Source organism: Pirellulaceae bacterium, from assembly GCA_029243025.1.
In the GTDB taxonomy this organism is placed as follows: Bacteria; Planctomycetota; Planctomycetia; order Pirellulales; family Pirellulaceae.
In genome coordinates this window covers 21,125-37,162 of record JAQWSU010000030.1, presented here as the reverse complement: position 1 = coordinate 37,162, position 16,038 = coordinate 21,125, and the positions used below count along the sequence as shown (strand labels likewise).

The 16,038-nt window shown below is 53.1% G+C and carries 14 protein-coding genes and 1 pseudogene; 8 read left to right on the top strand and 7 right to left on the bottom strand.

Annotated elements, in window-relative coordinates; all coding sequences use genetic code 11:
* The first annotated feature begins 146 nt into the window (after positions 1-146).
* Positions 147-1,259 (top strand): mandelate racemase/muconate lactonizing enzyme family protein, encoded by a 1,113-nt coding sequence (locus P8N76_12890; GenBank protein MDG2382558.1) that lies wholly within the window; start codon positions 147-149, stop codon positions 1,257-1,259.
* 16 nt (positions 1,260-1,275) lie between these two features.
* Here the strand turns inward: P8N76_12890 and P8N76_12885 are convergent, their stop codons facing one another.
* From P8N76_12885 to P8N76_12875, 3 genes and pseudogenes are all read right to left on the bottom strand, one after another.
* Positions 1,276-2,070 carry a BtpA/SgcQ family protein gene (locus P8N76_12885; GenBank protein ID MDG2382557.1) on the bottom strand — a complete coding sequence of 265 codons (795 nt, stop codon included), beginning with the start codon at positions 2,068-2,070 and terminating at the stop codon, positions 1,276-1,278.
* Between the two features lie 83 nt (positions 2,071-2,153).
* A pseudogene (locus P8N76_12880) lies at positions 2,154-3,257 on the bottom strand (Trx7/PDZ domain-containing (seleno)protein).
* Between the two features lie 24 nt (positions 3,258-3,281).
* Positions 3,282-3,482: a hypothetical protein gene (locus P8N76_12875; GenBank protein ID MDG2382556.1), complete on the bottom strand. Its 201-nt coding sequence runs from the start codon at positions 3,480-3,482 to the stop codon at positions 3,282-3,284.
* 441 nt (positions 3,483-3,923) lie between these two features.
* On the opposite strand from P8N76_12875, the gene pelA reads away from it, so the two are divergent.
* From pelA to P8N76_12840, 7 genes are all read left to right on the top strand, one after another.
* On the top strand, positions 3,924-4,937 hold the full coding sequence (gene pelA, locus P8N76_12870; GenBank protein ID MDG2382555.1) for a pectate lyase: 1,014 nt from the start codon (positions 3,924-3,926) through the stop codon (positions 4,935-4,937).
* Between the two features lie 311 nt (positions 4,938-5,248).
* The gene (locus P8N76_12865) at positions 5,249-6,523 is read left to right on the top strand and encodes a PQQ-binding-like beta-propeller repeat protein (GenBank protein ID MDG2382554.1); all 1,275 of its coding nucleotides are present in this window, start codon (positions 5,249-5,251) and stop codon (positions 6,521-6,523) included.
* Between the two features lie 68 nt (positions 6,524-6,591).
* Entirely contained in the window at positions 6,592-7,389 is a 798-nt protein-coding gene (locus tag P8N76_12860) for a glycerophosphodiester phosphodiesterase family protein (protein MDG2382553.1), read from the top strand.
* A 17-nt stretch (positions 7,390-7,406) separates the two neighbouring features.
* Positions 7,407-8,504, top strand: a complete 1,098-nt coding sequence (locus P8N76_12855) for a hypothetical protein (protein ID MDG2382552.1) — start codon at positions 7,407-7,409, stop codon at positions 8,502-8,504.
* Between the two features lie 196 nt (positions 8,505-8,700).
* Positions 8,701-11,034: a DUF1549 and DUF1553 domain-containing protein gene (locus P8N76_12850; GenBank protein ID MDG2382551.1), complete on the top strand. Its 2,334-nt coding sequence runs from the start codon at positions 8,701-8,703 to the stop codon at positions 11,032-11,034.
* Positions 11,035-11,059: 25 nt separating this feature from the next.
* On the top strand, positions 11,060-12,400 hold the full coding sequence (locus P8N76_12845; GenBank protein MDG2382550.1) for a DUF1501 domain-containing protein: 1,341 nt from the start codon (positions 11,060-11,062) through the stop codon (positions 12,398-12,400).
* 11 nt (positions 12,401-12,411) lie between these two features.
* On the top strand, positions 12,412-14,067 hold the full coding sequence (locus P8N76_12840) for a PPC domain-containing protein (protein MDG2382549.1): 1,656 nt from the start codon (positions 12,412-12,414) through the stop codon (positions 14,065-14,067).
* Positions 14,068-14,141: 74 nt separating this feature from the next.
* Here the strand turns inward: P8N76_12840 and P8N76_12835 are convergent, their stop codons facing one another.
* The 4 genes from P8N76_12835 to P8N76_12820 form a co-directional block, all read right to left on the bottom strand.
* Positions 14,142-14,921: a zinc-dependent peptidase gene (locus tag P8N76_12835; GenBank protein MDG2382548.1), complete on the bottom strand. Its 780-nt coding sequence runs from the start codon at positions 14,919-14,921 to the stop codon at positions 14,142-14,144.
* 12 nt (positions 14,922-14,933) lie between these two features.
* Positions 14,934-15,200 carry a hypothetical protein gene (locus P8N76_12830; GenBank protein ID MDG2382547.1) on the bottom strand — a complete coding sequence of 89 codons (267 nt, stop codon included), beginning with the start codon at positions 15,198-15,200 and terminating at the stop codon, positions 14,934-14,936.
* On the bottom strand, positions 15,197-15,391 hold the full coding sequence (locus tag P8N76_12825; protein MDG2382546.1) for a hypothetical protein: 195 nt from the start codon (positions 15,389-15,391) through the stop codon (positions 15,197-15,199). Before P8N76_12825 ends, P8N76_12830 begins: the two co-directional genes overlap by 4 nt.
* A 187-nt stretch (positions 15,392-15,578) precedes the next feature.
* On the bottom strand, positions 15,579-15,944 hold the full coding sequence (locus P8N76_12820) for a metalloregulator ArsR/SmtB family transcription factor (GenBank protein ID MDG2382545.1): 366 nt from the start codon (positions 15,942-15,944) through the stop codon (positions 15,579-15,581).
* Positions 15,945-16,038: the final 94 nt, after the last annotated feature.

Here is a 16,038-nt window from a genome sequence, read left to right as displayed (position 1 = left end):
TACCTCGTACCCTGTTGTGGCCTGCTTGAAAATCGGCAGTAGAGGGAAATGCTGGTTGATTCCTGCCTGACGACGGACTCCGAAATCATCTTCGGAGCCCCCTTTTTGTATTCACAATCCATCCTCGATAACCGGCTGTGGCAAATATGAAAATCTGTCGAATTTCGGCATATCAAGTCGATCTACCGCTTCACGAAGGAAGCTACAACTGGTCAGGTGGAAAATCCGTTACTGTCTTTGACAGTACTCTGGTACGGGTAGAAACCGACGCAGGGCTGATAGGCTGGGGCGAAGTTTGCCCATTAGGACCGGCTTATCTGCCCGCGTACGCCGCCGGTTGTCGAGCTGGAATTGCGGAGATCGCACCTCATTTGATCGGTTGTAATCCATTACACCTTGATCAGTTGAACCGACAAATGGATGCGGCACTTAAAGGCCACCCCTATGCCAAATCACCGATCGATATCGCCTGTTGGGATATTTTAGGCCAAGTCAGCGGCCAACCCGTCTGCTCACTCTTAGGCGGGCGTTACGGCAAGGATTTTGTTTTATATCGAGCGATCTCTCAAGAAGATCCAGATGCGATGGCATCGCGTGTCCAACAATATCGCGACGAAGGTTACCGTAGGTTTCAACTCAAAGTCGGCGGTGATCCCGACGTGGATATCGAGCGAATTCGCGCGGTCGCAGCTCGAATGCAGCCGGGCGATAAGCTGATCGCAGACGCAAATACTGGCTGGCTGATGCATGAAGCGATGCGTGTGGTTCGCGCAGTACAGGACATTGATGTTTACATCGAACAACCTTGTGCGGCCTACGAGGAATGCCTGACAATTCAACGCCGAACCAATCATCCCTTTGTGCTGGATGAAGTGATCGATAGTGTCGATATGCTGTTTCGCGGGAAAGCCGATTTGGCGATGGACGTCGTGAATATCAAAATCAGCAAATTTGGCGGACTGACTCGCGCCCGGCAAGCTCGCGATCTCTGTGCGTCGCTGGGCATTGCCATGACGATCGAAGACAGTTGGGGAGGTGACGTGACCACAGCCGCGATTGCACACCTCGCGCACAGCACCCCGACAGAACTCTTGTTCACTTCCACCGACTTCAACAGCTACGTAACCGTCAGCACGGCAGCTGGAGCTCCGCAACGGGACCACGGTCGCATGTCTGCCAGCTTGTCACCCGGATTGGGAATTGAACCTGACCTGACCGTCTTAGGAGAGCCCGTGTTTGAAATCAGCAGCAGCGGCTGAAAATGCGGGTTGGTCTTCATTTGGCTGCATCGGCAACCCGCTGCATGAAGTCGCGTACCGCCATTCGATCAACCTGCTCAGTAGCCGACCGCCCCTCCTTAAATGCACTGCCGACGATCACCCCATCGGCATGAAGCAAGAATTGCTGCACATTATCTCGGCAGACCCCGCTGCCCACAAAGACAGGTGTTTCCCCGGCCGCCTGCCGAAACCTTTTCACCTCGCCAAGGGCCGTGGGCTGGCCAGTGGCCGACCCTGACGCAATCACAGCATCCGCCAAGCCGCGCTGAATGGTGTCCGCAACCTGCTCTTCAACAGGTCGGTCCGCCAAGGCGGCAGAATGTTTGACGTTCACGTCCGCCCAAACTTGAATCGCCCCGGCTTCGAAATGGTGTCGATCGCGCATCAAGTCATGAGCGATTCCCTCGATGAGCCCTTGATCGGTGAGGCGAGCACCGCAAAGCACGTTAACACGAATGAAATCCGCGCCACTTGCCGCAGCCACGGCGAGTGCAGAGCGGCCGTCATTTCGCAAGGCGTTAACGCCCAAGGGAATGGTGGGATAGCGTTGTTTCACTTGAAAAGCCAACCGGCTCAGACAAGCAACCGTGATAGGTGGTAAGGATGCTGGATAAAACGGCGCGTCGCCAAAATTCTCCACAATCAGACCATTCACGCCTTCGTCGATAAGTGATTCAGCATCGCGCAAGGCAAAGGTCTCGATCGCGTCCACGGTCATCGTATTGCCAGGACTCCCTGGCAACGCTGGTAAATGCAGCATTCCCAGCACAGTATTTTGGGGGAATTTCACAAATCGCCTTTCCATTTCTTCAACCATTCGCTGGCCACACCTTCGTACACCGATCACCCGACAACAAATCTACCAACGGACGATCATTTTTGCATCGGCAGCATCAGCTTCACCCGTTGTTCACCTCGAACCACGATCACGGGCAGTCGCTGAGCAGGTTTTGTTTCCTGAACTGTGTAAGCCAGCAATTGACTGGGCGTAAGCTGATCGGTGCGGCCATTGAACGATACCACCATATCTCCGGGTCGAAAACCGGCTCGCTTTGCAGCGGCGTGAGGTCCATACTGTCCGACGTGCTTCACCACCAACGCCAACCGTCCTTGTGGGATCCTCGCACGGCGACGTTGCTCGATAGTGGCCGCTTTCAAAAGCAGTCCACCGGTACCCATGCGACGCAATGGCCAGCTGGAAACTCGCCAGGAAATATCACTTTCTCGACGCCAGCCATTAGGCAGGAGCAGCTGCAATCGCTTCCGCCGATTACCACGTTGAACTTCCACAGACAGTCGATCTGTAGCTGCCGCATGATGTAACACCCACTGAATATCAGCAGGTGAAATAATCCGCTGACCGTTCAACGTCACGAATTGGTCACCGGATTGCAGCCCGCCCTGATCGGCAATCGAATCGGATGCGACCTTCGCAATGGATCGGGACTTATCGACATCCATCGACAACCCCAAAACGGCCGGCGAGGGATAGGGAAACAAGATACGGTCCGGAATCGGCTGCCGCAGATTTCGATAGATTTGACGCTCCGCGTCGCCTATCTGATGGCAGTGCAGACAGCTCTTCGTAACAGCCCCGTCATAATCGAGATTTTTTTTGAATTTGCCTCGCAAGGCAGGAAAGTCATCTGGAGTACGAAACGCGTTCGCAACCGCCTGTTTCCCCAGCAGCAGCGATCTGTTGCCAGGATATTGTTGATGCAATTCCAGAACCTCTGACATCGTACTTGCCAGACCTGCCAGGGAAACATCTTTGGTTGCGTTCTCCCGACTACTACGACGACCATAGCGAGCATAGATCGTCCTATCCGCATTCATAAAACAGACCGCAAAAGTTAAATCAAAGTCAAACTGGAACAATGTCAGATCCAAATCGTTCGCTTTTACGATCCGCACACAAACGAATTTGTCCGTAAGTTCTCTTAAATCTCCATTGCGACGAACCACCTGCTCGTCAAAGCCTTGACAGGCATTTCAGGGAATTCAGCGAAAGACGATCATCAGGGGGCGATTCATCCTCGCCGCAACTTCGACTGCGTGGTCCAAGTCATCGTACAACCAGGTGGCATGCTCAGTGAGCTTCGCCTTGTCCTGTCGAACAGCCGTGTCTCGAGCGTTTTGAGCGGTCGCACCTGCGGCCATCAGCATTAGCAGAATCAACGCCAAGCGAAAGTGACAAGCCATCACCTTGTCTCCTGGGGGATTAAAGCAAGCAAACCTCAGCACACATCGTAGAAGCTGGCTAGTTGGGTTGCAATTTAAAAGCCGATCAAGAAGCGATCATATTAGCAGGCAGAACGCCGCAACAACAATCACACAGCATGCCCCTCACGCGCTGGGCGACTCCAATTGACCGGCTTGATCGGGCAAACGCAATAATAGCTCAGAGTGTCCGATCTGGATGCATTTATCAAAACATGCTTGTCGTATTTTGTGCCATGCACAAATCAACGCCGTCGACGCTTTCGTACCACTCTTGGGGCCAACAAAACCAAATCTCCCGATTGATTCTGCTGTAATCGGTGAAATCACGGTCAAGATGCTTTAGAATGATGACGTTAACCAGATCCCGGAAGGTTTCCCAACAGCACTCATATGACCCGCTGCAAACTCCATTGCTCAAGCATGGCAATTTTGATTTCCCTCCTAATCATCAGCGCACCGATTTCGAGTGCAGCTGAATTCGATGGCGAAGTCGCGGAAAGGATGCTGCTTTACCAACGAGACGCCGGCGGGTGGCCGAAAAACTACGATCGCAAACGAAAGCTAAGTCAGTCAGATCGCAAACAACTGACTGAAGAAAAGTCGAGGAACGACAGCACGATCGACAACGGTGCCACCCACACGGAAATCCAATATCTTGCCAAAGCCTTCCACGAAACGCATGACCAGCGATACCGTGATGCCGCATTACGGGGAATTGAGTTTGTGCTTCAGGCTCAGTATAAAAACGGTGGATGGCCACAGCGTCCCGAAGATCGATCAGGCTACTCGAGACATATCACGTTCAATGATGGCGCCATGATCGGAGTGATGTCGATGCTCCGTGCCATTGCCAAGGATCGTTCCACTTACTCGTTCGTGAGTCCTGCCTTACGCAACCGGTGTGCCCAAGCCATTAAGAGGGGAATTGACTGCATCCTTCGCTGCCAAATTGTCGTCGCCGGAAACAAAACCGTTTGGTGTGCTCAACATGACGAAGTCAGCTTCGAACCCCGACGAGCACGAAGTTACGAGCTACCGTCCTTAAGTGGTAGTGAATCAGTCGGCATCGTCAAATTCCTGATGAAAGTCGAGAATCCTAATCAACAAATTATCGACGCAATTGAAAGTGCCACGAGCTGGTTTCGGAAGTCGCAACTGCAGGGCATTCGCGTGGAACGGGTCAGCGCACCGACTCAACCCAACGGATATGATCGAATCGTCGTCAAAGCTGCGAACGCACCGCCCATGTGGGCTCGCTTTTACACCATTGAGGGCAACCAACCAATCTATTGCAGTCGTGATGGCATACCGATTCGATCCCTGGCAGAGATTTCTCATGAACGACGCAACGGTTACTCGTGGCTTGGATACTATGCGACTGATCTGCTCGAAAAACAATATCCGACCTGGAAATCCGATCAACAGCAACCATAAATCGCGACTCTTCTTTCCGGTGCTTTCAGCCGGCTCACCCCCCCTTTTCCTCATGGACGCATCCCCGCAGAGAATTCGCAACCATTTTGAGCACAGCTTGGGAGTTCGACTCCAAGGGTCGATGAACGCCCCCGGTAACAACGAGAATACGTGCAAGCAGGGCTCACCCTCACAAATTCTTGACGCGGTCAGGCTGGTTCCTTAGGCTGGTTTCTTAGGCTTGGCACTGGTTCATTCCACTCGTGATCCACTCAACAGACGTCGGAGTCGGTGAGTCTCCTGCAACATCCCAGCAACCTGGAAACTCGAACATGAATAACACGCAGCGCATCGGCGCCGCCTTGATGACTTTAGCCATCTCTTACTCGGCAACCGCAGCCGACACTGTCAACTGGCCACAATGGCGGGGGCCACAGGACAACGGCAGCATCTCGGGTGGGCAATATGCGACTCAATGGAGTCCCAACAACGTACTATGGAAAACAGAGCTTCCCGGCAAGGGCTGTTCAACCCCGGTTGTCTGGGACCGAACCCTTTTCTTGACCGCACCGATTGATGAACGGGACGCCGTACTGGCATTTGATTGGAACGGCAAGAAACGATGGGAAACGCGTTTTGGAAAAGAGAACCAAGGCAAGCATCGAAATGGGTCCGGCAGCAACGCATCCCCAGTCACCGACGGGAAGGGTGTGTTTGTGTATTTCAAGAGTGGTACCTTGGCCGCACTCAACAATGACGGGTCAATTCGTTGGCAAACCAATCTGGTCGACCAGTACGGTCCTGACTCACTGTTCTGGGATCACGGCACCTCGCCCGTCCTAACGGCAGACAGTCTGATCATGACGAGAATGCACAATGGCGAATCCTGGCTCGCAGCCTTCGACAAGCAGACGGGCAAAATGCAATGGAAGGTGGACCGCAATTACGAGACCCCGGTGGAAGGCGATCATGGATACACGACGCCCCTCGTCATTCAGCATCAGGGGCAACAAGCCATCCTTATTTGGGGTGCCGAACACATTACTGTGCATGACCCAGTAGACGGGCGTGTGATCTGGTCCTGCGGAAATTTCAATCCGGACTCCAACGCATTGTGGCCGGCGATTGCCACACCCGTAATTGCCGATGACATCGTCGTAGTCGCAGCCGGTCGCAACGATCGCGGTACTCCCCGTCTGCACGGCATTCGTATGGGAGGAAAGGGAGATGTCACCGAAACCCACCGTGTATGGAAACGTGATGACGTCGGCACATTTGTCCCGACACCCATTGAGTATCAAGGGCGGGTTTACCTGGTGCGCGACCGAGGTGAAGTCGAATGCATCAACCCATCCACAGGCGAGACGATCTGGAGTAGCGCGTTTCCCAAGGGACGAGCTTCCTTTTATTCTTCGCCGCTTATCGCCGGTGACAAACTCTACGCGGCCCGCGAAGACGGAACGATTTTCGTCGCGAAAATTGGCGATAATTTCGAATTATTGGCCACGAATGACATGCAGCAGCCCGTGATTGCCTCTCTGGTCCCCAGCGACAACCGATTGTTCATTCGAGGCGAAAACCATTTATTCTGCGTCGGATCCAATTAATAGTTTCACAACAAACTTCTAACGCCCGTCGTTATTCCCGTTTGCACCAACCCAATGACTACCCGCCCATGCTTCGTTCTTATCACCCCTGGCTTTTCCTCCTGCTGCTTTCGACGACGAGCCCCGCAGCCGAACTGTTTTTGATCGCCCATCGTGGCGGAGTCGTTGACGCAGATCATATAGAGAACAGCCGGCCTGCCCTGGAAGCAGCAATCCGACGTGGTTACTCCATGTTAGAAGTGGACATCCGCGAAAGCCGCGATGGCCATCTGGTTGTTCATCACGACCAGGATTTTCAGCGATTCTACGGAGATCCCCGTCGCGTGTCGGAAATGACCTGGGACGAGATGAAACAATTGCGCTCGAGAGTCAGCGCACTGCGCCCGCTATCCTTTGCAGAATACGCAGCCGCCTGCCAAGGTCGGATACGTCTCATGCTCGACACGAAAGGCCGGCAAGGGCCACGTTTTTCCCAACAATTGGAGTCCATTCTGAAAGACTGTGACTTACTGAACAGCGCCTACGTGTTGGGAGCGGACCGGTCAAAACAAGCGCTCCATCGCAAGGCGAAAGTGTCGATCAATCGAGTAAATTTACGGAAAGCGATCAAAAATGGGGAGCCGGTTGATCAGCTCTATTTTCTCTTCGAACTTGGTGCCAAGCTCGACAAAGAAATCATCGATTTGGCGAGACAACATCAGGTTGTCGTCGTCGCCGCAATTAATACGTTTCGCTATCCCCCTGAGCAGCACCGCCGCTTGGCAGCCGAGGACATTCGCCGACTCAAGAAGCTCGGTGTGACTCATTTTCAAATTGATTCTGTCTACGAAGCCGACTGTCGCAAAACAGAGAGCGACTCCAAATAACATGTAGGTGCAAAACTATGAAATACAAAAATATTATTAAGTGGTTCATTTCTTCGCTACTTATTGCGCCGCTACTCAGCTTGACTTGCCAAGCAGCTGAATTACCATCGGTCCGGGTCACCAATGTGCGCCGCGTATTTCACAATGGTGAACACAATGCGTTTACCGATCTCGTGACCTTCCAGAATCGGTACTATCTAGCATTTCGCAGCTGTCCCGATGGCCACAGCGTCTATCCAACCTCATCGATCATTGTTTTGGTGAGCGAAGACTTAAACAATTGGAAAAAAGTCCATCAATTCAACGTCGACAAACGTGACACTCGCGACCCACACTTTCTTGTATTCAAAAATCGTTTGTTCGTTTACACCGGCACTTGGTACAGCGGCGATACAAAATTGCCGTTTTCGGAATACGATCTGAACAAGCACCTTGGTTATGCCGCTTGGTCCGCTGACGGCGTACACTGGACAAGCCCTGTCATGCTGGAAGGGACCTTCGGACACTACATCTGGCGAGCTGAGTCACACGGCGGCAAAGCCTATCTTTGCGGCCGCCGCAAACACGCTTTTAACGTTCGTGCACGAGGTGAAGGTCCTGAAGTCGAATCCGCCATGCTCGAAAGCGACGACGGTTTGATTTGGCGCACACGCTCGTTGTTTCAGACCGTCGAAGGAGATGAAACGGCTTTTCGATTCCAACCGGATGGAAACATCCTGGCGATCGGACGCCGAGGTCGGGCAAATGCGCAACTGCTCCAATCCGCTCCTCCTTACGATCAATGGCAACGTGACGACCTGGGTCGTTACATCGGCGGACCGCTCCTGACGCGTTGGGGAGACCGCTGGGTTGTGGGCGGTAGAAAAACAGTCGGCGACGGCCCCAAAACATCCATGTACTGGCTTACCGGAAAAGAACTTCATGAGTTCGCTGAATTACCCAGTGGCGGAGACAACTCCTACCCAGGCTTCATTCCACTCAGCGATGATCGCGCGGTCATGTCTTGGTATTCGTCCCATGAAAATGATGCGGCCGGTCATTCCATCACAGCAATTTACATGGCAGACTTAGCCATCATTGCGGATGAGGAAACATCCTCTTGTCGTACCAACTAGGACGTCGACGGAGCAGCGAACGAACCACGAAGAACGGCATAGAGGCTCAAAAACAAGCCCATTCCCCCCACTTACCCGGTCATATTCGGCTTAAAACATTTGCGAGAATCCCGTTGAACCACAAAACGGTTCAGCTTCCGCCCGCGATCCAATTGACTCAGCCCAAAAATTCCCCTCCCCCCAATCAGCAGGAGTGATGGAAAGATTTGGGGACGAAGCGAAAAACGGCTATACTATCCGCTCCACCGGAGTGTTCTTGCCGCATCACCCTCCGCAGCGCCAACCTCACATGTTCGGTTTCCTTCGCCTACTGATTTCAACCCCGTGCCTCTTGGCTTTCATGCTAAGTGGTCTGAGTGGCTCATTGCTTCCACACGCTTTGGCCGGTGAGGCCGTGACGACTCAACTTTCTTTCGAATTGGACGTCATGCCGATCCTCGGTGGCGCAGGTTGCAACGCCGGCGCCTGTCATGGAAAGCAACGCGGCCAGAATGGATTTCAGCTATCCCTGTTAGGTTTTGATGCGGATTTCGACTACGAAGCAATCGTCCATCAGGCTCGTGGGCGGAGACTCCGTCCTAGCGCGCCGGATGAAAGCCTGCTGCTGATGAAAGCGTCGGCTCGCGTACCACATGGCGGTGGTGCAAGACTCAATTTCAACGGCCCCATGTACATGATGGTGCGAGACTGGATCGCAAAGGGCATGCCTCGTAGCGGGCCTGACGCACCAACGCTGCAGAGCATCACGTTGCTCCCTGCCGAACGAATATTGGCCGCAGGCGAGTCCCAGCCGCTCACCGTCCTGGCAACCTATTCCGATGGATCCTCACGCGATGTCACGCAAATCACTTCATTTCAATCGAACGAACCGGCGATTGTCGCTGTCGACCAGGCAGGTCGCTTGACGGCCGGAAATCTCGCCGGAGAGGCATCGATTATGGTTCGCTACATGGACCAAATCACAGCATGGAATACGGCGATCACACGAGAGGGTACCGTCGACCCAAGATTTTACGATGATCTACCTCGGAATAATTTCATCGACGAACAAGTCTGGAAACGACTACGCGAACTCAAAATCGCGCCTAGCCCCTTGGTCAACGACAGTTCATTTCTTCGCCGGGTCCACTTGGATCTAATTGGCCGACTGCCCACACCGAGTGAAGTGCGTGAATTCTTGGCAGATGATCAGCCCGACAAACGGTCTCGATTGGTCGACCGTCTGTTAGAGAGGCCGGAATACTCCGACCACTGGGCGAACAAGTGGGCCGATCTTTTGCGGCCCAATCCCTACCGGGCGGGGATCAAGGCGACGTTGAATCTGGACGCTTGGCTGCGTGATACGTTCCGTCGCAATCTGAGCTATGACCAATGGGTCCATCAATTGGTCACAGCCCAGGGAAGCACTTGGCGAAATGGTGCTGCCACGGTGTTTCGCGACCGCCGAACACCCGAAGAGATTACAACTGCGATCAGTCAATTATTTTTGGGAGTCCGGCTCGAGTGTGCCAAGTGTCATCATCATCCCTTCGAAATCTGGGGACAAGATGACTTCTACGGCGTAGCAGCTTATTTTGCTCGAGTTGGCCGCAAGGGATCTGGTATATCATCACCCATCTCAGGCGGTGAAGAGATCGTTTTTGACAATCTTTCCGGTGAAGTAAGCCACCCGTTGACCGGCCAAACCGTCCCTCCCAAACCCTTGTTCGGGGAAGCAGCGGAGGTCACGGAAACGAATGGAAGACGGCGCGTGTTCGCGGACTGGCTGGTCAGCAAACAAAATGACAGTTTCGCCAAGGCGGGAGCCAACCGAATTTGGGCAGAGTTGATGGAACGCGGCATCGTGGATCCGGTTGATGACCTGCGATCCACCAATCCACCCAGCAATGCATCCCTCTTGAAAGCCCTCGCCGAAGAGTTTCGTCGAGTCGATTTCGATCAGAAAGAGTTGATTCGCACGATCACCCTGTCTCATGTCTACCAGATTTCTTCTATACCGAATGAAACCAACACAGCCGATCGACGCAACTATTCGCGACACTATCGCCAACAGATGCCGGCTGAAGTTTTGCTCGACGCAGTCTGTGATGTGACTGGAGTCGCAGAAGCGTTTCTGGGAGACAGTGCAAAAGGAGTTCCGCAGGGGTCCCGAGCTGCAGAAGCTTGGACCTTTCGACTCACCTCTCCCTTTCTTGATGCATTTGGCCGACCCGATGCCAATCAAGATCCACCTTGCGAGCGAATTGGTGACTCAACGGTGGTTCAAGCACTCCACATGATGAATGCGGAACACATCCATGACAAAGTCACTCGCGATGAAGGGCTGGCCGCACAGTTAGCGGCCAGCGATGAAACAGCCAGCAAAATTTTGGAAAAATTGTACCTGTCGACGGTTTCTCGGTATCCTAGCGATCAAGAGAGAGCCGCCGCGGAACCGTTGTTCGGTCATGATCCCAAGCAACGGCGAAAAGCAAGCGAAGACTTGCTATGGGCGTTGATGAATTCGCCCGAGTTCTTACTTCAGGATTAGATTCAGGATTAGATGAGGTCATGAAATGAATACAAATCGAAACTGCGAAGGCATGTCTCGTCGTAGTTGTCTCCAATTGGGCTTAGGCGCATTCGGTGGAGGCGGACTATTGAGTTTGATGGGGCTGCGGGCACAAGCTGCCAAACAAACAGGCGCCACACCCGAGACTCGTTGTATTCTCATCTGGCTCGATGGCGGTCCATCCCACTTCGAGACTTTTGATCCCAAGCCGGAAGCTCCAGAAGAGATTCGCGGCGAACTCGGAACCATTGGAACCAAGATCCCCGGTGTCCGGTTTGGAGAGTACCTGCCACGCCTAGCCGGTATCACTGATAAATTGGCAGTCATCCGATCGGTGCAACACAATCAGGGTAACCACGGAGCTGGCAACCACTACATGATGACCGGCGCACCGCCCCGCATTCCTGTTGGATGCGGAGCCTTCGTCAGCTTTCATCCGAGCATGGGTTCGGTGACCGCTCACGAGCGGGGAATGCAAAACGGAATGCCCGCGTATTTTTCTCTCCCGTCGATGACGCGATCCGGCGGACCAAACTTTCTCGGCGCCAATTTTGCGCCCTTTGTTGTCGGGGGCGACCCCAACAACAAAAACTTCCGCCTCCGTGATGTGGCTTTACCTCACGGACTTACCGATGAACGATTTCATCAACGGCAAGATCTTCGTGGGATCGTGGATCACTTTGTGAGGATCACTGACCGCGCTGCAGCCGATCCTGCTGTGGCTTTGGACCAAGTCTACAGTCAAGGGTATGACTTGGTCACCAGTCCAGCAGCGCAAGCTGCCTTTGACATCAATCAGGAAGACGACAAAGTCCGCGATGCTTATGGTCGAAATGATTTTGGGCAACGAGTGCTTTTGGCCCGTCGCTTGATCGAAGCTGGGGTTCCCTTTGTCACCATTAACGATGGGGGCTGGGATCACCACAGCGAGATCTTTCCAAAAATGCGAGATACGTTGCCAAATGTTGATGCGGCTCTGTCCAGTTTACTGACCGACCTGGAAGACCGCGGTTTGCTCGATAGCACATTGGTCATGATGCTTGGTGAGTTTGGGCGTACCCCGAAAATCTCGACGCTGGCAGATCGCAAAACCCCCGGCCGAGATCACTGGGCCAACGCCATGTCCATCCTGTTTGCCGGATGCGGCACTCCCGGCGGACAAATCATTGGAGCAACCGATCGCAATGGATACGCCGCCTGCGAGCGTATACTGTCACCTGAAAACTTTGTCTCCACTGTCTACCGCAAGTTAGGCATTGATCCTGGCCAGATCTATCACGCTCCGAATGGTCGACCGGTTCACCTGGTGAGTGACCCGGAGCCAATTGCTGAATTGATGGGGTAGTTTTGCCAGCCGTGACCACTAAGTGCACCATCCATTGTTTGCTGCTGCTGCTTTTGCTTTTCGGGCGAGAAGCGCAAGCAGAGCCAAAATTTGATTACTTCTTTCCGGCAGGAGGCCAAGTCGGTCAGCAAGTGGATCTGCAGGTAGGTGGAACGTTTTCGACTTGGCCTGTCACAGCTTGGTGCAATCAGCCTGGGCTCGAAATAAATGCCCTGCCAACCGGCGAAGACAAAACGCATCGACTTTCGATCAAGATTTCACCAGATGCACAACCAAACATCTATTGGCTGCGGCTTTTCGATGAGACGGGAAGCTCCGTTCCCGCCCCTTTTGTGGTCGGCCATTTAGAGGAATGTAATGAAATTGAGCCCAACAATCGACCTCAGCAGGCGACCCCGATTACATCTAACACCGATGCCCCAACTCACTCGATCGTCTTTAACGGACAATTGAAGGAAGCGGGTGACGTTGACATTTTCACGATCCCCGCCAAGCAAGGACAGACACTGCTTGCGGATATGGACGCCCATCATCCACTCGGATCAAGCGTGGATGCGGTCATGCAAATTCTCTCGCCGCAGGGATTTGTCGTGGCCCAAAATGACGATCAACTTTCGCTTGATCCTCGGCTGGCATTCGACGTTCCGTACGACGGTTTATGGTACGTACGAATTTTCGGCTTCCCAGCTACACCCACCAGTCGTATCCAATTTGCGGGCGAAGCGGGCTATGTCTATCGGCTCACCCTTTCGACAGCAGCGATCGTCGACTACGCCATCCCGCTTGCTGTCCAGACAGAGGGCCAGACAAAGGTCAAGCTATTTGGCTGGAATCTAGGGCCATCGCAACGCCAACTGACGGTGGCACCCGATCCAACCGGATACGACGTGCGACTACAATCAGCCGGAATCGCGGGTACGATTCGTGTGCCGTTCGTCCCCCATCCGGTCATCATCGAGCACGAGCCAAAATCGGACTCGATGGTCGTCGATCCTCCATCTACGATCACAGGCCGTATCGATACCGCAGGAGATGAAGACAGCTACTCTATTGATCTCAAAGAAGGTGAGGCGTTTATCGCGAAAATGGAAAGTCGATCGCTCGGCTATCCGCTGGACCCCGTCTTGGTGCTTCTGGCCTCCGACGGCAAAGAGCTGTCACGAGTCGATGACACGGCTGGAAAACGAGATGCGACGCTGGAATATCAGTGCAAACAGACCGAACGCGTCCGTCTCGTGGTCCAAGATTTACACAAGCGGGGCGGTGAAGACTTTGTTTATCGACTCACACTTCAATCCGGCAAATCAGATTTTGAATTGAGTGTTGGACAACATCAAGTAAGTTTGGCCGCTGATGGCTCCGTCGAAATCCCCGTCACCGTATCACGACAAGGAGGCTTCAACGAATCCATTAAAATACTTGCCAAGGGACTTCCGGACGGCATCACCGCAGCGCCCACTTACTCACAACCCGACAACGATTCGGCCAAGTCGGTGAAATTAAAGCTGCAATCAACCGCCGAAGTCAACCAGACGAGCCTACCGATACGGATCAGCGGACTGGCAGAACGCGTCCCCACCAAATTTGCCAAAATCTCGGAACCGGCTACCGGGAAACCGAGCTATGATCTTTGGCTGACCATCACCCCGCCAGCCTCGACCGAATAAAATCAGCAACGCTTGCAACGGTCAAAGCCAACGCGAATCTGCGCCACTCATGCAAATCGAGATCCAGACAGTGCTCAAGCACTGAGCCGAGAAAAAGGATCTTGTTGGTAGTAGTTCCGGAAGATCGAATAGAGTTCTGGGTGATGCCGCTGAAATTGCTGCGGCTTCTCGAAAAAAGCTTCCGTCGCAACAGCAAAAAATTCAGCAATGTTCGTGGTGCCATAACAATCAAAAACAGTCGATTGCCCTTCGGCACAGTTTTGGCAGAGTTGTTGGTAAGTTTGCTGAATCAGTCTTTCCCAGCGAGTCGTTTCGCGAGCAGATTCAAGCGGCGGTATGCCATCTGCCACACGCCCGTTGAGCATATCTAATTGATGCGCGAACTCATGAAAAACAAGATTGTGGCCCCAACTATTGCCCTGGCCGCTTCGGAGTACATCCGACCATGAAAGGATCACCGGACCTCGATACCAGGCTTCGCCCTCACGGGCCGAACCCCCTTCGACGATGAGACCCCCTTCAACCGCATGTGCCCCAGGGGCGACGTAGGCATCCGGGTAAACGAGAATCGAGAGCACAGCATCGAAATACTCGTCGCCCATTCCGAGAACGAGGATTGCGATTAAGGCGGAAACCGTCACCTTGATCTCATCAGAGATGGTCAAACCACCACATCCCTCCCAATTTTTTTCTGCCACCAAGACAGCCAAATCGTCGCGCACTTGGTTTTGCTCCTGATCGGTAAGCAAACCAAACTGCTTTACATTCTGACGTAGAACAGAATTCCACTCAGCGGGAAATGGCTGGGAAATAATCTGCTGCCGTCGACGACGTTTCAGCCAGGAAGAAAACATAATCCACTCGCTTTACTCGGTTGCCCTATCACCTACCAGCATCGTGGACTGACCAACAAGACAATCAGATCGGGCATCACTGGCCGGATCAGCAGAGTCTGCAAAGCCAGGCACAAAGGTCAACGAGTCGGTACTGGGAGTGACAACTGGGAGTGACAACTGGGTTTGCCAGCGAAAGCTTGACACGACGGTCTCTTGCTGCTCGGACCGTTGATCGAAAGTGAACAGGTCAACCCGTCCGTTACGATTGCTGATCAAATCTGCCCTATTGCTGATCATTCAATCGCAGTCGAATCATCCTCGACGACAGGGCCTTCCGAATTGGATTTCTGTTCGTCGGCAATTCGATCCAGATGGGCAACATGACGGGACCGATTCAAGAGACTGGTACCGAAACAAGTCACTCCACTGACCAAACAGGCGAGGATGCCCACTTCCAACACTCCACCGCAAATACACGCTATCAACACCCAAATGCCCTCTTCACGCTTCTACTGCGAAACCCTACCGATAAATGAGACATCGGCTGGTAAGGTGACCAATACGCAATAAGCTATAAAGAATTCTATTTGGCTATTCCATTCGGATTAGCCAAGTCACCACTGAATCGACATTTATAACGGTTGTTCAGCGTTGGGCAAGACGGTGAAGCGGCGTTTAAGACGAGTGGCGCTCGCAGTTTTCCTCGGCGTGGGCGAGCGCATTTGCAATGAGATCCGAAACATGTTGGTCATCGAGAGAGTAATAAATATGCTTTCCTGCTCGACGGCGCGTGACAATCCGCTCACTCCGCAGCAGTCTTAATCGCTGTGAAACAGCCGGATTATTGTCATTCAGCGCCTTTGCGATCTCGGTAACGCACTTCTCACCATTCATCAACAACGTCAGTAAACGCAAGCGATTGGCATCGCCAAGAGCACAAAAGATTGCAGCCGCCCGCTGACAGGCCATTGCGTCCAAGGGTGAGGATTGGCCGACTTGGTGATCGTCGGAGCTACAACTCGCGGTTTCATGAGATGACATGCGAAAGCCGTTCATTTAAGCAATTGCTTAATTGTCTATATTTTTGATTGATTGGTCGCCGAGACCCCATCGCTGATAACCCATCTCTTACAGG